The 19,887-nt window shown below is 71.2% G+C and carries 10 protein-coding genes and 1 pseudogene; 5 read left to right on the forward strand and 6 right to left on the reverse strand.

The genetic code is table 11. The features are described from left to right. Positions 1–23 precede the first annotated feature (23 nt). Positions 24–1,097, forward strand: a pseudogene (locus ACPPVO_RS23325) (PQQ-dependent sugar dehydrogenase); the annotation flags it as partial. 195 nt (positions 1,098–1,292) lie between these two features. Then, positions 1,293–1,544: a cellulose binding domain-containing protein gene (locus tag ACPPVO_RS23330; RefSeq protein ID WP_426514676.1), complete on the forward strand. Its 252-nt coding sequence runs from the start codon at positions 1,293–1,295 to the stop codon at positions 1,542–1,544. A gap of 21 nt (positions 1,545–1,565) precedes the next feature. Here ACPPVO_RS23330 and ACPPVO_RS23335 read toward each other — a convergent pair whose 3' ends face one another. After that, a complete protein-coding gene (locus ACPPVO_RS23335; RefSeq protein WP_426513293.1) occupies positions 1,566–2,285 on the reverse strand; it encodes a response regulator in 720 nt (239 codons plus the stop codon). Beyond that, on the reverse strand, positions 2,282–3,418 hold the full coding sequence (locus tag ACPPVO_RS23340; protein WP_426513294.1) for a sensor histidine kinase: 1,137 nt from the start codon (positions 3,416–3,418) through the stop codon (positions 2,282–2,284). The genes ACPPVO_RS23335 and ACPPVO_RS23340 overlap by 4 nt, the downstream gene beginning before the upstream one ends. A gap of 301 nt (positions 3,419–3,719) precedes the next feature. On the opposite strand from ACPPVO_RS23340, the gene ACPPVO_RS23345 reads away from it, so the two are divergent. Both ACPPVO_RS23345 and ACPPVO_RS23350 read left to right on the forward strand, forming a co-directional pair. Next, positions 3,720–4,493, forward strand: a complete 774-nt coding sequence (locus tag ACPPVO_RS23345) for an ABC transporter ATP-binding protein (RefSeq protein ID WP_426513295.1) — start codon at positions 3,720–3,722, stop codon at positions 4,491–4,493. Between the two features lie 15 nt (positions 4,494–4,508). After that, entirely contained in the window at positions 4,509–7,064 is a 2,556-nt protein-coding gene (locus ACPPVO_RS23350) for an ABC transporter permease (RefSeq protein WP_426513296.1), read from the forward strand. Here the strand turns inward: ACPPVO_RS23350 and ACPPVO_RS23355 are convergent. From ACPPVO_RS23355 to ACPPVO_RS23370, 4 genes are all read right to left on the reverse strand, one after another. Next, positions 7,051–7,173 carry a hypothetical protein gene (locus ACPPVO_RS23355; protein ID WP_426513297.1) on the reverse strand — a complete coding sequence of 41 codons (123 nt, stop codon included), beginning with the start codon at positions 7,171–7,173 and terminating at the stop codon, positions 7,051–7,053. The two genes, ACPPVO_RS23350 and ACPPVO_RS23355, sit on opposite strands and share 14 nt — an antisense overlap. 203 nt (positions 7,174–7,376) lie before the next feature. Beyond that, entirely contained in the window at positions 7,377–8,858 is a 1,482-nt protein-coding gene (locus ACPPVO_RS23360) for a hypothetical protein (protein WP_426513298.1), read from the reverse strand. Between the two features lie 296 nt (positions 8,859–9,154). Then, positions 9,155–10,129: an extracellular catalytic domain type 1 short-chain-length polyhydroxyalkanoate depolymerase gene (locus ACPPVO_RS23365; RefSeq protein WP_426513299.1), complete on the reverse strand. Its 975-nt coding sequence runs from the start codon at positions 10,127–10,129 to the stop codon at positions 9,155–9,157. Positions 10,130–10,281: 152 nt separating this feature from the next. After that, positions 10,282–12,030 (reverse strand): hypothetical protein, encoded by a 1,749-nt coding sequence (locus tag ACPPVO_RS23370; RefSeq protein ID WP_426513300.1) that lies wholly within the window; start codon positions 12,028–12,030, stop codon positions 10,282–10,284. 569 nt (positions 12,031–12,599) lie between these two features. Here ACPPVO_RS23370 and ACPPVO_RS23375 point away from each other — a divergent pair. Then, positions 12,600–19,886 (forward strand): SDR family NAD(P)-dependent oxidoreductase, encoded by a 7,287-nt coding sequence (locus tag ACPPVO_RS23375; protein WP_426513301.1) that lies wholly within the window; start codon positions 12,600–12,602, stop codon positions 19,884–19,886. Position 19,887 lies beyond the last annotated feature (1 nt).

The raw sequence follows: 19,887 nt of genomic DNA on the forward strand, positions 1-19,887 counted from the left end.
TCCCCGGCAAAAGGGGTAACGGCATGCGAACGCGACTCGTTCTCGCCTGCGCGGCCGTGGTGCTCGTCTTCGGCGGCGGCGCCTACGCGGCGGCCGCGCAGGACCAGACCGGCGCCGCCCTCCAGGCGAGCGGCGGCTTCGACTTCACCCGGCCCGACCTCGTCGCCAGCGGTCTGGAGGTGCCGTGGGGCCTGGCCTTCCTGCCCGACGGCAGCGCTCTGGTCGCCGAGCGGATGAGCGGCCGGATCCTGCAGTTGCGGCCCGGCTCGGCCGCGGTACCGGTGGCGCAGGTGCCCGGCGTGGCGCCGAGCGGCGAGGGCGGGCTGCTCGGCCTCGCCGTGTCGCCGACCTACGCGCAGGACAGCTACGTCTACGCGTACTTCACCGCGAGCGCGGACAACCGCATCGTGCGCTTCCGGCTGGCCAGCCCGCAGACGCAAGAGGTGGTGCTGAGCGGCCTGGCCAAGGCAAGTATCCACAACGGCGGCCGGATCGCTTTCGGCCCGGACGGCATGTTGTACGCGGGTGTCGGCGACGCCGGCCAGACCGCGAACGCGCAGAACGTGCAGAGCCTCAACGGCAAGATCCTGCGCATGCGCCCCGACGGCGGCGTCCCGCCGAGCGGCAACCCGTTCGCCGGCTCGCTGGTGTACAGCCTGGGGCACCGCAACGTGCAGGGCCTGGCGTGGGACAGCGCGGGCCGGCTCTACGCCACCGAGTTCGGCCAGAACACGTGGGACGAGGTCAACCTGATCGTGGCCGGCGGAAACTACGGCTGGCCGACGGTCGAGGGCATGGGCAACGACACCCGGTTCCGCAACCCGCTGCTGGTGTGGAGCACGTCGGAGGCCTCGCCCAGCGGCGCCGCCATCGCGAACAACACCCTCTTCGCCGCGGCGCTGGCCGGTCGGCGCCTGTGGACGGTGCCGCTCAACGGCAACGGCGGCGTGGGCACCCCGACGGCGGAACTCCAGGGCACCTACGGCCGCCTGCGCACCGTCGTCGTCGGCCCGGACGGCTGGCTGTGGATCACCACGAGCAACCGCGACGGCCGCGGTACCCCGACCGCCACCGACGACCGCGTGGTCCGCTTCCCGCCGTCGACCACCACGTCCCCGTCGGCGTCGGTGTCTCCCTCGGCGTCCCGCTCGGCGTCTCCTTCCGCGTCGGCCTCCGCGTCGGCCTCTGCGTCGGCCTCTGCGTCGGCCTCTGCGTCGGCGTCTCCCAGCGGCGGCGGGGCCTGCTCGGTGCAGTGGGATGTCAACCAGTGGGACACGGGCTTCACCGCCACGGTGACGATCACCAACCGCGGCGCGGCGCTGAACGGCTGGACGCTGACGTGGACCTTCCCGGGCAACCAGCAGATCACGAACTCCTGGAACGGCCAGGTGACCCAGTCGGGCGCCGCCGTGACGGCCCGCAACGCGGCCTGGAACGCGACAGTGCCGGCCGGCGGCACCGTGAGCTTCGGTTTCCAGGCGACGTACTCGGGCACGAACACCCGCCCGGCCGCTTTCCAACTCAATGGCCGCCAATGCACCTGACCGCATACCTCACCTAGCCGGTCACGATGAGTCGCCCGGTCGCGGCACCTGTCCCTGGTGAGGCGCGCCCATCGCGCGGTAGGCGTAAATGACCAGGTGGACCCGGTCGCGGGCGTTCAGCTTGGTCAGCAGGTTGCCGACGTGGGTTTTCGCCGTGCCGGGTGCGATGTGCAGCCGCCGGGCGATCTCCGCGTTGGACAGGCCTTCGGCGACGAGGGCGAGCACTTGGCGCTCCCGGTCCGTGATCGACGCCAGCGGATCGGGGCCAGCGGTGCCGGAGCCGGCGGTGCCGGAGCCGGCGGCCGGTGGGGCCGGCTCGGGGCGGGCGGCGAATTCGGCGATGAGCCGGCGCGTGATGCTCGGGGCGAGCAGCGCGTCGCCGGACGCGATGACCCGGATGGCGGCGAGGAGGTCCGCCGGCGGGGTGTCTTTGAGCAGGAAGCCACTGGCTCCGCCACGCAGCGCTTGATACACGTAGTCGTCAAGGTCGAAGGTCGTCAGGATGAGCACCCGCACGTCGGTCGACGCGGTGATGAGCCGGGTGGCCTCGAGGCCGTCCATGTCGGGCATCCTGATGTCCATCAGGACGACGTCCGGCCGTTCCCGCCGGGCCAGGTCGACCGCCTGCAGGCCAGTGTTCGCTTCAGCGATGACGGTCAGGTCGGCGGCGGTGTCGACGATACCGCGCAGGCCGGCGCGCATGAGGTGCTGATCGTCGGCGACAAGTACGCGGATGGTCATACCGCGGCCTTCGCGACCGGCAGCGACGCGGCGACCCGGAATCCCCGTCCGGGCAGCGGCGCGGCCTGCACGGTTCCGCCGTAGAGGTGCACCCGCTCCCGCATGCCGATGAGGCCGTGGCCGTGCCCGTTGACCGGTGGGCCGCCGCGGCCGTCATCGGTGACCTCGATGGACAGCTCGTGCTCCGCGTAGGCGATGGCGACCCGGCAACTGGCGGTCTCGGCGTGCTTGACGACGTTGGTGAGCGCCTCCTGCACGATCCGAAACGCCGACAGGTCGATCCCGGGCGGCAGCTGCCGAGGCACGCCGGTGATCTTTACCTCGACGCTGACGCCGGCTTTCGCGGTCTGCGCCACCAGATGGTCGAGCTCCCCGAGACCGGGCGCCGGCGCAAGCGCCGCCGGGCCGTCCTCGCGCAGCATGCCGAGGAGCCTGCGCATTTCCGCGAGCGCTTCCCGGCTGGTGGTTTCGATGGCACTGAGTGCGGCCCGGGCCTTGGCCGGCTGGTCGTCGATCACGAGGTTGCCGAAACCGGCCTGCACCGTGATCACGCTCATGCTGTGCGCGACCACGTCGTGCAACTCCCTGGCGATGCGCATCCGCTCCTCGGTGACGCCACGACGCGCCTTCTCCAGCTCGGCCTCGACTTGCCGGGCTTGGTACAGCCGCAGCTCCTGCTCGGAGGCCCGGTGCCGCCCGACCGCGTAGCCGGTGGTCCAGACCAGGCTGGAGATCAGGCCGAGCAGCACACCGCGGTCGAAAACCCCCACCGCCAGAGCCGGCGCGACGATCACGGCAGCGAGGGCGGCTAGCGCGGTCCGCCGCCGGCCGGTGACCGCCACCAGATAGAGGGCGCTCCACGCCGGCAGCAGACTTTGGTACGGCAAGTCGAGCGTCACCAGCACCAAGAGCACCACCGCCAACGCGAGCACCGGCTGCCGGCGGCGCAGCCCCATCGCGACGCTGAGCACCGTCACGGCGGCCAGTTCCAGCGCCATCGGCGTTCCGGACGGGTGCCGCACCACCATCGCGCCGGCGATCGCGGCGTTTCCGGTAGCGATGAGGCAATCCAAGATCAGCCAATGGGCGGGCCGCAGCCGTCTGATCAGCGGTGGGCGCGGCTCGGTGTGCATAGCCACAGCGTAGGGCGCTGCCAGACGGTCCGGCCTCCGCCGAACGGCATATGCCCACGGGCATAGCGGAAGTACCAATGATCGGCCGGACAGCAAGCGACCGGAGCCCGGTCAGCCGGCGCTCCGGGCGGTGCCCCGTCAGCCTCGCGGCATACCTCCGCAGGCATACACCAGGCCCGTTCACCGGTGGCGCATGCCCGCGGGCAGAGCGCGGAAATCTGCCTGCGGAGCAATGACTTCGGACCTGCCGGCCCGGCACCGTGGACCGCGACGTGAACGCCGCCATGGTCAAGGAGACCAGATGTCTGCACAAGCCCGGGTGACCGCCGATCCGCAAACCGCCGCGGCAAGCGCTGTCGGTCTCAGCAAGGTCTACGGTGAGGGCGACACCCGCGTCATCGCCCTGAACAACGTCGGTGTCGAGTTCGCACGCGGGCAGTTCACCGCCATCATGGGTCCGTCCGGCTCCGGCAAATCCACCCTGATGCACTGCATGGCCGGTCTGGACTCGATAACCGCGGGCTCGGCCTGGATCGGCGACACCGAACTGGGACGCCTCAACGACAAGCAGCTCACCAGGGTGCGCCGGGATCGGATCGGGTTCGTCTTCCAGTCGTTCAACCTGCTGGCGACGCTCACCGCGCTGGAGAACATCACGCTCCCCACGGCGATTGCCGGGCGCGGGCCCGACCGGGCGTGGCTGGACCGGGTGGTGGCGACCGTCGGCCTGGCCGACCGCCTCGGCCACCGTCCATCCCAGCTATCGGGCGGCCAGCAGCAGCGTGTGGCCTGCGCCCGCGCTCTGGCATCCAAGCCGGAGATCATTTTCGCGGACGAGCCCACCGGCAACCTGGACTCGCGGTCCGGCTCGGAGATCCTCGCCTTCCTCCGCGACTGCGTGCGTGACCTCGGACAGACCGTGGTGATGGTCACCCACGACCCGGTCGCCGCCTCGTACGCGGACCGCGTGGTGTTCCTCGCGGACGGCCACATCGTCGACGACCTGCGAGCCCCGACCGCGGCCACCGTCCTGGACCGCATGCGGCGTCTCGACACACAGTCGCGCACCAACTGAAGAGGAGCCGACACCGTGTACCGGACCGCGTTTCGTAATGTGTGGGCCCACAAGGGCCGCCTGCTGATGACGATGCTGGCGGTGCTCCTCGGCACCGCCTTCGTCGCCGGAACCCTGATTTTCTCCGACTCGATCCGCCAGTCCCTCGACGACAGCATGTCCGGCAGCCACTCGAGGATCTCGGTCCAGATCACCGACACCACTGCGGACCCGAGCTCCAGGGCCGGAAACAACAGCGGTGCCCTGAGCCCCCTGACCGAGTCGACGGTGCGGAGGATCGCCGCTCTGCCGGGAACGCGCTCGGTGCGTGGCACCGTCACCGGCTTCGCCGGGCTCTCGGACCCGCACGGCGACCTGATCGGTAGCCTCGGCAACACCCAGGGCGCCAACTGGGTACCGTCGGCGAACGGGGAGGACCCCGAGTTCCCGATGGCGCAGGGCACCGGACCGACCTCGGCGGGCACGATCGCCGTCGACAGCAGGACCGCGCGCGACAACAACTTCAAGATCGGCAACACCGTGCGGGTGGCCGTCAACGGGCCCGTGCTGCAGATGACGGTCACCGGCATCTTCACCACCGACGACCCGCACGTCAAAGCGGGCGGCTCGCTCGTGCTGTTCGACACCGCCACCGCGCAACGCCTCTACCTTCAAACGGGCCGGTACAACAGCATCCAGGTCGTCGCCGCGTCCGGCACCAGCCAGGACGAATTGCGCGGCGAGGTCCTGAAGGTCGTCCCGGACAGCGGGAACATCACGGTGAAGACCGGAGCGCAGCTCGACGCGGACCGGGCCGCACAGTCCCGGAGCAGCATGTCCGGGGTCAGGAACGTGCTGCTGGCCTTCGCCGGGATCGCCCTGTTCGTCGGCGTCTTCCTGATCTCCAACACCTTCACCATGCTGATCGCACAGCGCACCCGCGAGCTGGCGCTGCTGCGCGCCATCGGCGCGACCCGCCGCCAGATCACCAACGCGGTACTGCTGGAAGGTCTGCTGGTGGGTATCACCGCCTCGGCGGCCGGGCTGGTCGCGGGCATCGGGATCGGTGCCGCACTCCAGGGCCTCACCGGCTCCATGGGCAGCCAGATCTCCACCAGCACGCTGGTCGTCTCGCCCGCGACCGTCCTGATTACCCTGCTCACCGGGGTCACGGTCACTGTCCTGGCGGCGCTGCTGCCCGGTCTGCGTGCCTCCCGCGTGGCCCCGGTCGCCGCGCTGCGCAGCGACGACACCCCGGCCACCCGCAAGAGCCTCGTCGTGCGCAACAGCATCGGCGGTACCCTCGCCGGAATCGGTCTGACGCTCGTCCTGTGGGGGGCCGGCCGGGGCGGCTCGGCCGGAAACCTGCTGGTCGCGGCAGGCGCGGTGGGCACGCTCGTCGGCGTGTTCGTGCTCACCCCCGCGCTGTCCCGGCCGGCGATCGCGCTGGTCGGTCCGCTGTACACCCGGCTGTTCGGGATCTCGGGCACCTTGGCCCGGCAGAACGCGGTGCGCAACCCACGCCGTACCGCCGCAACCGCCTCGGCACTCACCGTCGGTGTCACCTTGATCAGCGCGTTGACGGTCATCGGCGGGTCCGTCACCCACGCGATCGACGAGCAGGTCACCCAGAACATGCGGGCCGACTATGCGGTCAGCGCGCTGCTCAGCCTGCCGATCGCGCCGACGCTGCTGCCCGCGATCGCCAGGACCCCGGGCGTGGCCGCGTACAGCGCGCTGGACGACCAGCAGCTCCGTACGGATGGCAAGGAGCTGCCCGTCACCGGCGTCGACGCGACGAGCTTCGACCAACTCATCGCCCCGACAATGGTCAGCGGCTCCACCGGCACTCTCCAGCAGGGCCAGATCCTGGTGGACCAGGACCGCGCGGCCAACAACCACTGGAGCGTCGGCGATACGGTCCCGGTGACCTACCCGGACGGCAGCGGCAGCCGGTTGACGATCGGCGGGACCTACCGCAACAGCGCGGTCCTCGGATCCGTACTGATGAGCGAGTCGGTGCTGAGCCCACACACGACCACACCGTTCTACAGCACCGTCCTCGTCAAAGGTGCCACCGGCGCCACGGCGTCGCTTCAGCAGGCACTCAAGGCTTCCACCGGCAACAATCCGCTGATCAACGTCCGCACGAAACAGCAGATGCGGGACCACTTCAGCAAACAGATCAACCTAACGCTGTACGCCATGTACGCCCTCCTCGCCATGGCCGTGATCATCGCGGCCCTGGGCGTCGTCAACACGCTCGCCATGTCGATCCTTGAGCGGAGGCGCGAAATCGGCATGCTGAGAGCGGTCGGGCTTTCCCGCAACGCGGTGAAGCGGATGGTCAAGCTGGAGTCGGTCCTGATCGCGTCCTTCGGCGCCATGCTGGGCATCGCCGTCGGCGGCTTCCTGGCCTGGGCCTGCGTCCGGCTGCTCAGGAATGCGATGACCGGACTCACCACCGTCTACCCGCTCGGACAATTCGCCGCATACGTTGCCGGTGCAGCCCTGGTCGGTCTGCTGGCGGCACTGTGGCCGGCCCGACGGGCCGCGCGGCTGAACGTCCTGGACAGCATCAAGACGGACTGACGACCCGCGCGAACCCGTGCCGGCCGGCCGGCCCAGCCGCCCAGCCGAGCAGGCCCACCCAACGCTCGTTGTTGCACTCGAAGAGTTCGGTGATCTCGCTGGAGAACATCTCCACCCACCATTCCGGCGTAGCCGGGTGATGGGCATGATTGGGTGACCGCCGGAAGCATCCGCCACAGCGTCGACAGCGGGATGTGTCCGTCCGCGGGCGGTAGGCTCAGTGGGAAGCGGTCGTGAGAAACGCCGGTTCGAAGTCGCTGTCGTCGCTGTGGAGGACGTGCCGCGGCGCATGCAGCCGGATGGCCGACGCTCCTACACTGGCGGAGCGTGGGCCGGGTCGAGGGTCATCTGCGTCACCAGCTGTCCCACTGACTCCTCGCCGGAGATCAGTTGTTGCCACTGCTCGGCCGAGACGTCGTTGAGCAGGACGGGTTCGAAGGTGTCGGCCTCGCGGTAGTACACCTTCAGCTCGCCGGTATCCGGGTGCCAGCCGAAACCGGAGATCCCGACAGAGGTGTGCGGGTTGTGCCACAGGCGGCCGTTGGCGTCCTTCGTGACGCCGCCGCCCCGCAGCTGTGCCGCGTGGGCCGCGAGCTGGTCGGCGGCCTCACCTGCACCCAGGCTGGCAATGACTGGCGTGAACAGCGCCTCGACGCGCTCCGGCAGCGTGCTCACACGTTTGAGAACGTTGTCGTACCGGGCACCCCGTTCCAGGACGCGGATCGCTGCGGCGATGTCCCCGGCGGCCAGGTGGATCCGCGCCAGCCGATGATGGGGTGCCGGGTCGAAGTGGGACCCGGCGGTGATCTCATCCAGCTCGACCAGCGCATCCTCGTGCCGGCCCACGTCCCGCAACAGCCGCTCCCGCGCGATCCGCAACTCATGCGTGGTGCTGGCCCAGATCTTCGGCAGGGCGAGCCCGGCGTCGACCTCGGCCAGCGCCGCGTCGAGATCACCGCGCAGGAACCGCGCGCAGGCCCGCGCGAGGTGCAGGCGGGCCTGCGCCTCGATGGTGTCGACCCTATGGCCGAGGCCAAGACCGAGGTTCACGGCGTCGGCGGCAGCCATGAACGCCGCGTCCGCCGCGGCGTCCGCCCCGTCGAGCAGTTCGAGATACCCCAACGACAGCTGGGCCTCGGCGTCCTTGCTCGCCGCCAACAACGGCCGCACGAGCGCGCGTACCGCGGCCGGGATCTCCGCACCGCCGGCCGGGCTCGCCAGCGCCGCAGACCACACCACCATCGGCATGGCCTTGAGCGCCCACTCCATGAAGGCATGGTCCAGCCAACGCCGGTACCAGGTCAGGAAGTCGGCCGCCTCGGGCACCAGCGGACCCTCGTGGGAGCTGTGGTCCGTCCACACCGTGCCCGCCGCCGGCCCGGTGACGACCAGGAGCGACCGCTCGCCGCAACCCTGGTCGGCCAGCACCAGCGTGCCGTCGAGCCGGTGCCCGCCGGGCGCGCACGGCTCCGTGTAGGGGCTCTGCTTCGTCCACGGGAACGGCCGGTCCGGCCGCGGCGCAGGCTTGTCCTCGTGGACTTCGTCCGTCGGCGTGATGCCGAGCAGTCCGTAGTAGGGCCCGGCACCGTCCGCGCCGACCGTCGTCACGAAGACGCGGAAGGCGTCCGGCAGGGTGATTCCGAGGTCCTCCTCAACCGTCCGCACCTCAGCGTCCTTCAGCGCCGGCCCACGCTGATAGTCGTGCATGACCGCACCGAACACTCGTCGACCGGTGTCGACGCCGGCCAGGAGATCCACCAGCATGCCCAGGTCGGAGACGCGCGGCTTCGACATGCGGGCCATTCTGCCCGAGCGGGTCAAGCCAGCCCCCATCCCAGGTGCAGGTGGTCGAGGACCAGTGAGCCACCCCCCACTTTGGTGATCGCCCCACCCACCATGGCCGTCAGAATCAAGATCACGCGATCCTCGGCGAGAAGGCTCCTCACCAGGCCGGATGGCATTCTCGGCAAGCGCAAGGTCGACGGCCGGCCGCCGAGCAGGGCCGGCCTCGTCGGTGCGGCGCTCACGGTCAGGCCGTGTGCCTTGGAGGGCGACCTTCCGCCCCCCAAGGCACCGCGACGGGCCGGGACTCACCTCTTGCGCGGGTGGGTGCTGAAGAACTGCCAGATCGAGTCGGTGGCGTTCAACGCCTGTGACGGTGGCGGCAGCCCGAGCAGTTGCTCCACCGCCGGCATCGGCGTGCCGCCCGGCCACTGGTGGCCGGCGCCGGCGATGGTGATGAGCTCGACGTCGCGCCCGTCCGGGCAGTGCGCCAGCACCGTGGTGACCTCTCCCGCGGTCCGTGTCTGCGGGGCGCCGCACCGGTCGATCGTCCGCCACTTGCCGATCTGGTCGGGCACCGATCCGCCGTCGATCTTGACCGGGATCAGTCCTTGGCCGTCGTTGTTCATTTTTCCCGCCTTGCCGTCGTACGGCACCACATCGTCGCCGGTGCCGTGGACATGGATCACGGAGATCGGTGCCGGCGCCGGGCATTGCCCGAGCTGCTTGCCGGCCACCACCCCGATCGCGGCGAACGTGGTGGTGTCGCAGGCCAACCGGTAGGCGAGCATCCCGCCGTTGGATATTCCGGTGGCGTAGATCCTGGCCGGATCGATCGGCAGTTGGTTCGAGACGTTGGCCACCATGTCACGGATGAATGCCACGTCGTCGACGCCGCCGTGGGCCGACGGCCCGCAGCAGTCGGCGCTTACGACCCAGGATCGCAGGAGCCCGTCCGGGTATGCGACCACGAACCCTTTACGGTCCGCCTCGGCGTTCCAGCCGTACGCCAGCTCCGCCTGGCGGCCGTCACCGAGGGCGCCGTGCAGCATGACCACCAGCGGTACCGGCTTCGACATCGACAGGTTGGCCGGCCGGTAGAGACGGAACGTGCGCTTCGTGCCGGCGACGGTGATGCTGTGGTCGGACGACCCGGCGGCAACGGACGGGCTCCCGGGCTTGGCCGTCACCGCCGCGGACCTGGTCGGAGCCTTCGGCGTGGGCGTGCCCTGCCCGGACGGCTGGGCCGCATCGCAGGCGATCAGCACGATGAACACGCTCACGGCTGCCACCGTCAACGCGGTACGCCGGACGGACGCCGCTGTGTTGGTTCTGCGGAACATGAACTTCCCACCTCTCATGGCAGCTCGCAGTTGCTCGCCGGAGCGCCGGCCGGTCGGCGACCTGCGCCGACCGGCCGGCGACCGGACGAGACCTAGCCGAGGTGCCCGGCGGTGGTCTTGAGCCGGACCAGCTCCCAACCGCCCTCGGGCACGTTGTCACCCTTGTCGGTGCGCAGGTTCATCGGGTTGGCCATGCCGAGGTAGATGGCCGATCCGTCCGCCACCATGTTGCGGACCCCGTAACTGAGGTAGTTGCCGAGTCCGGTGGTGTTCACCGGCTTGGCCGGTCCTTGCGGGCTGTCGAACGCCCACAGGTCGCCACCGTACGACTTCGGATCGGGCGTGCCCATTGCGGCCCGGACCCCGCCGAGCGCCGCCGGCGGCGAGTACTTGCTGATGTAGCCCCAGTCCATGGTGCCGACGTACAGCGAGCCGCCGGTGACCACCATCGACCAGGTGTAGGTGTTGTAGGCGTTGCCGAATCCGGCCGCGCCGTACTTGGGCTGGTACCCGGTCGAGGCGAGCTTCCAGGCGCCCGACCCGCTGTTCGCCTTCGGGTCGTAGGTGGGCAGTTGCGACGCCCCGTACAACAGGTCGACCGACGGGCGGCTCTTGTCGAAGCTTCCGGCGCGGAAGATGCTCACCGTGCGCTGCGTGTTCTTGACCGCGAGCGCGCCCTGCTGGTCGTTGGCGGGCTTGTACTGCTTCACCATTGCCGCGGTGGCCTGCAGCGGCACGTGCATGGTTCCCCAGTACAGGTATCCGCCGTAGGAGGCGAGTGAGCCGAGACCGTACGTCCTGGCCACGATGGGGTCAGGCTCGTACTGGTACACGTTCCACACCTGCTTCCAGGTGTTGGCGTCGTCCTTGGTCAGGCCGGGCTTGCCGTCCGCCAGCCGCGCGCTCATCCACACGCCGGCCGCGGTCGACTTGGTGTACCCACCGGCGCTGGGCCAGGTGGTGACGAAGATCCGGCCCTGGTGCACGGCGAGGTCCGCGACCTGCGCCGGCAGGTTGGCCACCACCGTGTACTTGAACGGGTTGGACTTGTCGCCGGTGAAGCGCAGCACCGCGCCCCCGCCCTGGCCCTCCGGGCCCAGGCCGACACCGACGTAGAGCGCGCCGTCGGCCACGACGAAGTGCCGGATGTTGCCGTACGCGTTGAGGCTGGTCGACCCGAGGTACCGGCCCGAGTCGCTGTCGAAGGCGAAGAGGTTGCTGCCCAGCAGGCCCGGTCCGCCCAGCAGCACCACGCCGTTGTTCGAGCCGGCGGCACGGATACCGACGGTCGTGTTGATGCGCAGGTTGTCGGCCCTGGACGCCTTGGTGATGTCGCCGGTTTTGTCGGTCAGCTTCCGCGACGACGTCTGGTAGAGGTACACCTTCGGCGCGCGCCAGTCACCCAGTCCCGCCGCCAGGTCACCCACTGAACCCCCCAGGCTGCCGGCCTTCTTGCTCATCTGGCTGGAGCCGTACTCGCACACGTAGTCGTCGTTCTGCGTCGGCGTGGTCTGCGAAAGGCTCGTACCCAGGGTCAGGCACTGGACGTTGGCGCCCGTTCCGAACCAGACCCGGTCGCCCGTCTTGGTCAGGCCCCACACGTACGACTGGTTCACTTTCGGCTTGCCGTCCTTGCACGGCGGCCCGGCCGGGTACGGCTGACCGATCCCGGCGAAGCACTCGTCCGGTTGGGCTTTGGCGAGCAGTTCCGGCCCCGACGACACCCTCGTCGTCTGGGTTCTGACGGCGCCGTCGGCCGCTTGGCCGACAGCGAGCACCGGTATGGCCGCGAGGATGGCGGCGGGGAGCAGAGATCGGGCGATGAACCTGATCCTGTGCATGCTTTTCCTTTCATCAGGTACAGGTCCGTCGGCGGCAGTCGCCGCGGACGTCGAGAACGCTTGCTGTCGAGACAAGGGATCTCTGGACGGGCAGGGGCGGCTGCCGTTTCGTGCGGATGACGGGGCACCGCGAAATACAGCGATGCTCGCAACCCGGGCTGGGCGGCGGCGAAGCCTGCCACATCCGCATACACAGCGTTGCGAGTCCGGCTGGGACCACCAGCGAACCGGACGCCCTGCGTTATGCGCGTCTCAGCCCAAGGTATCTACAACCTGGTTTGTACCAGACGGCCGATGCGTGGGCAGGACGATCCGCAAAGAGAGCAAGACCGTTCTGAGTAACCGGGGACAAACGCGACCGCCGTGTTATACGAATGATGTGCCGCGGCCGCAGCGCGCTGGAAAGCGCCGGGCCGAGCCGGCTACGGACGCCGGCGGCGCGCACGCCAAACGTGAGCTTTTGGCGGAACAGTCAACGGACTTGGCGCACGAGACTGCGCCGTCGGGCCGGTGTGCACCTGCGTCATCCCAGCGCTTGCTGCACAACTGGCCCAATCGACAGGAGCTTGATGAGTACTGCATTCGGCGGCAACGATCTGGTCATCGCCATCAATCCGTGTGGGGCGGTGGAGCCGGGTCCGCGGATCGTGGCGGCCGCGGTTGCCGGCGGCGCGCTGGGGGTCTTCGACCTGGCCGAAGGTGACCGCAGGACGCTGCGAGCGCTGGAAAGGGCGGCGTCGTGGTCGGCCGGGCCGATCGGGGTGCGGGTGCCGGCGGGTTGCATCGCCACGCCGGCCGACGTCCGGCGCGCCGCGAACGACAACGTCACCCTGGTGGTCTTGCCGGCCGACGGCGGGTGGCCGGTGCGTGAGGCGGCTGAACGGTACCGGGTGCTGGTGGAGGTGAACAGTCGTGCGGAGGCGCGCGCGGCGGCGGCGGCCGGTGCGCACGGGTTGATCGCGCGTGGCTCGGAGGCCGGAGGAAGATCCGGTGAGCTGAGCTCGTTCGTGTTGCTGCAGCAGCTGCTGGCCGATGAGGCGCTGGGTCTGCCGGTGTGGGTGGCGGGTGGCATCGGGCCGCGTACCGCCGCCGCGTGCGTGGTCGGCGGGGCGGCCGGCGTGGTCCTGGACAGCCAGTTGGCGCTGATGCCCGAGTCCGATCTGCCAGAGGACGTGCGGGCCGTGATCGGACGGATGGACGGCTCGGAGACGGTGCTACGCGACGGCGTCCGGGGCCTGCGCCGCGACAGCCGATCCGACGGCAGCGGCGAGTTGCTGCCGGTCGGTCAGGACGGCTGGATGGCCGCGGTGTTCCGGCAGCGGTGGGGGAGTACGACGCAGGCGGTGCGCGGCATCCGCGCGGCGATCGAGGCTGCGGCCACGGGCGCCGCGGCGGGTGACGTGCTGGCGCCGGACGCACCATTGGCGCAGGCGTTGGGTGTGCGGATCCCGGTGGCGCAGGGTCCGATGACACGGGTTAGTGATGTGGCCGGGTTCGCGGGCGCGGTGGCCGATGACGGCGCGCTGCCGTTCATCGCGCTCGCCCTGGCCACCGGCGAACAGTCCCGGCGGATGCTGCGGGAGGCCGCGCGGCAGCTGGGTCAGCGCCCGTGGGGGGTGGGCGTGCTCGGCTTCGCGCCGGAGGAGGTGCGGGCGGCGCAGCTCGCGGCGGTGATGGAGGTCCGGCCGCCGGTCGTGATCATCGCGGGTGGCCGGCCGGCGCAGGCGAAGGCCCTCGAGGCCGACGGCCTCAACGCGTTCCTGCACGTACCGTCGCCCGGGTTGCTGCGGCAGTTCCTGCGGGCCGGCGCGCGGCGGTTCGTGTTCGAGGGTGGCGAATGCGGCGGGCATGTCGGGCCGCGCACGAGCTTTCCGTTGTGGGAGGCGCAGGCGCTGGCGCTGGAGGAGTTCCTCGACGACGCGCCGCCCGGGACCGCCGCCCAGGTGCAGGTGTTCTTCGCCGGTGGCATCCACGATGCGCGTTCGGCGGCCATGGTGGCGGCGATGGCGGGGCCGCTGACCCGTCGCGGCGTGCAGGTGGGGGTGTTGATGGGCACCGCGTACCTGTTCACCCGCGAGGCGGTCGAGTGCGGGGCGATCCAGCCGCTGTTCCAGCGCGAGGTGCTGGGGGCGACGGTCACGGCGCTGCTGGAGACGGCGCCCGGGCACGTGACGCGGTGCCTGCACACGCCGTACGTCGACGACTTCCACCGGATGCGCGAGGAGCTGGACGCGGCGGGGGTGGCCGGCCGGCAGGTGTGGGAGCAGCTGGAGATGCTCAACGTCGGCCGGCTCCGGATCGCCAGCAAGGGCAAACGGCGGGAGGGCGACGCGCTGGTCGATGTGGACGAGGCGGCCCAGCACGCCGAGGGAATGTTCATGGCGGGCCAGGTTGCCGTGCTGCGCGACGCACAGACCACTGTGGCCGCCCTGCATGCCGAAGTGACCGTGGGGGCGCAGCGCTTCCACGCCGGACGGATCGCGGCCCTGACGGCGATGCTCGGACCGGACGCCGCGGCGGCCGAGCCCGAGCCGGCGGCACCCCTGGATGTCGCCATCATCGGCATGTCGTGCGTCTTTCCCGGCTCACCGGACCTGCCCGCCTTCTGGCAGACGATCCTCGGCGCCCGCGACGCGGTCACCGAGGTGCCGGCCCAGCGCTGGGCGCCGGACATCTACTACGCGCCCGAGGTGGAGCCGGGGCGGGCGGGCCGGATCAGCGTGTCGAAGTGGGGCGGCTTCATCGCGCCGGTGCCGTTCGACGCGATCGGGCTGGGCATCCCGCCGGCGGCCTTGGCCAGCATCGACCCGGCCCAGCTGCTGGCCCTGGAGGTGGCGCGGCGGGCGCTGGCCGACGCCGGGTACCACTCCGGCTCGGCCGGGGCCGACCATTCGCGGACCGGGGTCGTGTTCGGCGCGGAGGCGGGCAGCGACCTGAGCAACGCGACGGTGGTACGCACGACCCTGCCCGCCTACCTGGGTGAGGTGCCGGCAGAGTTGGCGGACGGGCTGCCCGTCGTCACCGAGGACTCGTTTCCCGGCATCCTGACGAACGTGATCTCGGGGAGGGTGGCCAACCGGCTGGATCTGGGCGGACCGAACTTCGCCGTGGATGCCGCCTGCGCGTCCTCGCTGGCGGCGATGGATGCCGCCTGCAAGGAACTGACCACCGGCGGCAGCGACCTCATGATCTGCGGCGCGGTGGATCTGCACAACGGCATCCATGACTACCTCATGTTCAGCTCGGCGCATGCCCTGTCGCCGACCGGGCGGTGCCGCACGTTCGACGCCACCGGCGACGGGATCGCGTTGGGCGAGGGGGTCGCGTGCGTCGTGCTCAAGCGGCTGGCCGACGCCCGGCGCGACGGTGACCGCGTCTACGCGGTGATCAAGGGGGTGGGTGCCGCCAGCGACGGGCGGGCGCTGGGGCTGACCGCCCCGCGGGCCGAGGGGCAGCGCCGGGCACTGGACCGGGCGTACGCGCAGAGCGGCGTCTCGCCGCGGCAGGTGGGTCTGGTCGAGGCGCACGGCACCGGCACGGTGGTCGGTGACCGCACCGAGCTACAGACGTTGACGCGGCTGTTCGTCGAGGCCGGTGCGCAGCCGGGCAGCTGCGCGCTGGGATCGGTCAAGTCGCAGATCGGGCACACCAAGTGCGCCGCCGGTCTCGCCGGGGTGATCAAAGCCGCGCTGGCGCTGCACACCGGGGTGAGGCCGCCGACGATCAACCTGACCCGTCCGAATCCAGCCTGGGACGCTCAGTCCAGCCCATTCGCGTTCTCCACCTCGGCCCGCCCCTGGCCGGCTCCGGCCGAGCAGCGCATCGCCGGGGTCAGTGCGTTCGGCTTCGGCGGCACCAACTACCACGTGGTGCTCGCCGCCGACCCGCGCACGCCCGAGCCGCGCCACGCTCATGACGAATGGCCGGCCGAGCTGTTCTGTTTCCGCGGCCGGGACCGGACGGCCGCGCACCAGGCGGTCGGCAGACTCGCCGACCTGATGCGCGGCACCGACCGGTACGGCCGGCCATGGCGGCTGCGTGACTTGGCGGCCACAGCCGCCGCGCAGTCCGACCCGCGGTCCGGCTCCGTCCAGGTCGCGATCGTCGCACGCGACGTCGCCGAGCTCGACCAGCTGGTGCGCCGCGCGCTCGCCGGCGAGCACGACCCCGGGCAGGGGCTGATCCAGCCACCACCGGGCACGGCCAGCGGTCAACTGGCGTTCCTGTTCCCCGGGCAGGGTAGCCAACGCCCGGGCGCCCTGGCCGAGCTGTTCGTCGCCTTTCCCGAGCTCCGCGAGTACCTCGAGCTCGGGCCCGAGTACGCGGATCTGCTGTTCCCGCCCGCCGCGTTCGATGCGACCACCGAACGCGACCAGCAGCAGCGCCTCCGCGACACCCGGGTGGCCCAACCCGTGCTCGGTATCGAAGGACTCGCCGTCGGCCATCTGCTGCGCCGGCTGGACATCTGTCCGGACGTCGTCGCCGGACACAGCTACGGCGAGCTCGTCGCGCTCTGCGTGGCCGGCGCCTACGACCCGCCGACGTTGCTACAGCTCAGCCGGCGGCGGGCCGAAGCGATCCTCGGCGCCGCCGGTGACGATCCGGGCACCATGGCCGCGGTCAGCGCCACCGCCAGGCAGATCGCCACGGTCCTCGACGACGCCGACCTTACCGACCAGGTCGTCCTGGCCAACCAGAACTCCCCGACCCAGCAGGTGATCTCCGGCCCCACCGCCGCGGTACAGGCGGCGATCACCGCGTTGCAGGCGGCCGGCCTGACGACACATCGTCTCAGCGTTGCCTGCGCCTTCCACAGCCCGGTCGTTGCCGGCGCCGTGGAGCGCTTCGCAGCGGTGCTCGCCGACCAACCGCTCGCACCACCGGCCATCCCCGTGTGGTCGAACCGCACCGCCGGGGCCTACCCCGCGAAGGCCGAGGAGGTCCGGGACGAGCTCGCCGCCCAGGTCGGCGCGCCGGTTCGGTTCGCCGAACAGATCGAGGCCATGTACGCCGCCGGCGTCCGGACGTTCGTCGAAACCGGCCCGGGGCAGGTACTCACCCGCCTGGTGCAGGCCATTCTCACCGATCGGCCACACCTCGCGATCGCGTGCGACCGGAACACCGGCGAAGGGCTCCGCGACGTGCTCACCGCGGTGGCGCAACTGGCCTGCGCCGGCGTACCGGTGCAGAGCGGCTGGCTGTTCCACGGCCGCGACAACGTCGAGGCCGCCCCGACCGGACCCGATGACCGTCCCTTCTGGACGGTGGACGGCCACCTGGTCCGCGACCGCGACGGCAACTGCATCCCCGGCGGGTTGAGGCCCCCACGACGCATCAAGGAGCTGTCTATGACCGCAACGACCAAGCCCGCCGCCGGCGACCCCGACAACCGGGCCGGGCGACGAGGCCCGGACGAGCTGCTCGCCGAGTTCCTCCGGACGTATCGCGAGCTGATCGCCTCCCAGCGCGACGTCATGCTCGCCTACCTTGGCACCGACATCAGCGATGGATACGGCCCGGCGGACACCGTCGCGGCACCGCCGCTGCCCCCGCCGCCACCGTCGACGCCGGCACCGGTTGCGGCGAGTCCGCACAGGCCGGTCTCGCCCGTGCCCGCCCCGGCCGGCCCGCCCGTGTCCGCCGTGCGGGCGCCGGTGTTCACCGCGTCCAGCAATGGCAGCGCGACGGCCTCGCTGGTGGCGCAGGCACCGAAGCTCGACTTCCAGGGTGCGGTGCTGGCGGTGCTGAGCGAGCGGACCGGGTACCCGGTCGACTTGATCGATCTCGATCTGGACCTGGAGGCCGACCTCAGCATCGACTCCATCAAGCGGGCGGAGGTGGCCGGGGACGTGGCGGCCCGGCTGGGGCTGTCGGCCGAGGGCGACGACTCGCAGCTGGAGGAGCTGGTCAAGGCCCGGACCGTGCGCACCATGGTCGGCTGGCTCACCACCCGGGTGAACGGCGCGCTGCCGGCACCGGCCGCGGACACCGTCGTCCGCCCGGCGCCCGGCGTACCCCTTCCCCGGACCGACACGCCGGCACCTGTCGTCGCCGTGCCGGCCGCGTCGGACTTCCAGGGTGCGGTGCTGGCGGTGCTGAGCGAGCGGACCGGGTACCCGGTCGACTTGATCGATCTCGATCTGGACCTGGAGGCCGACCTCAGCATCGACTCCATCAAGCGGGCGGAGGTGGCCGGGGACGTGGCGGCCCGGCTGGGGCTCTCGGCCGAGGGCGACGACTCGCAGCTGGAGGAGCTGGTCAAGGCCCGGACCGTGCGCACCATGGTCGGCTGGCTCACCACCCGGGTGAACGGCGCGCTGCCGGCACCGGCGGCGGAGACGCTGTCCATCCCCACGCAGGATCGAACCGAGGCACCGGCCGGCGGTGACGCGCGGCCGGGCGTCGCGCCGACGCGCATGCTTCCCGCCCTTGTTCTCGTCCCGGATCCGCAGGTCCAACCGGCGGCGGCGCTCGCGGGGGCGACGCTGCTGGTCACCGGGGCCGGTCCGGTGGCCGAACCCGTGGTCGAGCTGCTGCGCCGGCACGGGGCGACCGTACACACCGGCACGGTGGCCGAGCCGGGCAGCGTCGACATGGTGGACGGGCTCGTCCTGCTCAACGGGCTGGCAGGTGCACCGGCGCCGCTGCTGCCGGAGGTGTTCGGGTTGATCAAGCAGGTCCTGGCCGGCGGGCCGCGCTACGTGCTGGCGGCCGCCGACGCGAACGCCGGTGCCGTCGCGGACGGGCTGCGCGGCCTGTTCCGCACCATCGCCCGGGAGTATCCGTCGACCGCCGTGCGGCTGGTCGCCGTGGACGCCACGGAACCCGCGGACCGGCTTGCTCAGCACATCGTCGACGAGTTGCTCGCCGAGGACGACGTCCCGGTGGTGCACCGCGGCGGTGGCGCGCGCAGCGCGTACGAGCTGGTGCCGGCGATCCTCGGGCCGCTCGCGGCCGGTGGCGCCGGCCCGGCGGGAGACGGTGCGGCCGAAGCCCGCGCGATCGGTCTGGACCGCAACGCCGTGGTGGTGCTGGTAGGCGGCGCACGGGGCATCACCTCCTGGTTCGCCCGGGCGCTCGCGTCGGCCGCCGGGTGCCGCATCGAGTTGGTCGGCCGGACCCCGATGCCGGACGGACCGGAGGATCCGGCGTTCACGGCGGCCACGGACGCAATTGCGTTGCGGGCGGCGCTCGCGCGCCAGGGCATCGCCCCGCCGGCGGAGATCGCCCGCCGGGCTCAGGCGATCCTGGCCGGGCGAGAGGTCGAGGCCACCCTGCGGGAGCTGCGCGATGCGGGCGCCCAGGTGCGCTACCACAGCCTCGACGTCCGCGACGCACAGGCGACCGACCGGCTCATCACTGCGATCCATGGCGAGTACGGCCGCATCGACGGGCTGGTGTACGCCGCCGGTGTGATCGACGACAAGCTGATCGCCGACAAGGAGCCGGAGTCGTTCGCCCGGGTCTTCGACACCAAGGTGGCGGGCGCCCGGGCCGTCCTGGGCGCGCTGGACGGGCTCAGCGGCACGCCGAAATTCGTGGTGTTCTTCGGCAGCGTCGCGGCGACGCACGGCAACCGCGGCCAGGCCGACTACGCCGCCGCCAACGATGCCCTGGACGCGATGGGAGCACGCTGGGCGGCCGGCTCGGGCAACCGCTGCCTGACCGTCCACTGGGGACCATGGGCGCCGGTCGAAGGCCACAGCGGCATGGTCACCGCGGAACTGAGCCGGGAGTATGCCCGGCGCGGCATAGCGCTCATCGACCCCGAGGAAGGCGCGCTGAGCCTGCTGGGCGAGCTGGCCTGGGGTGATCCGGCGATCACCTCCGTCGTCTACACCGCGTCGGGCTGGTGAC

The organism is Dactylosporangium sp. McL0621 (assembly GCF_049995355.1).
GTDB lineage: Bacteria > Actinomycetota > Actinomycetes > Mycobacteriales > Micromonosporaceae > Dactylosporangium.

What these genes read in the sequence shown, in the direction of transcription:
- ACPPVO_RS23335 (WP_426513293.1), bottom strand. Translation starts at nt 2,285, where the DNA reads ATGACCATCCGCGTACTTGTCGCCGACGATCAGCACCTCATGCGCGCC.
- ACPPVO_RS23340 (WP_426513294.1), bottom strand. Translation starts at nt 3,418, where the DNA reads ATGCACACCGAGCCGCGCCCACCGCTGATCAGACGGCTGCGGCCCGCC.
- ACPPVO_RS23345 (WP_426513295.1), top strand. Translation starts at nt 3,720, where the DNA reads ATGTCTGCACAAGCCCGGGTGACCGCCGATCCGCAAACCGCCGCGGCA.
- ACPPVO_RS23355 (WP_426513297.1), bottom strand. Translation starts at nt 7,173, where the DNA reads ATGTTCTCCAGCGAGATCACCGAACTCTTCGAGTGCAACAACGAGCGT.
- ACPPVO_RS23360 (WP_426513298.1), bottom strand. Translation starts at nt 8,858, where the DNA reads ATGTCGAAGCCGCGCGTCTCCGACCTGGGCATGCTGGTGGATCTCCTG.
- ACPPVO_RS23370 (WP_426513300.1), bottom strand. Translation starts at nt 12,030, where the DNA reads ATGCACAGGATCAGGTTCATCGCCCGATCTCTGCTCCCCGCCGCCATC.
- ACPPVO_RS23375 (WP_426513301.1), top strand. Translation starts at nt 12,600, where the DNA reads ATGAGTACTGCATTCGGCGGCAACGATCTGGTCATCGCCATCAATCCG.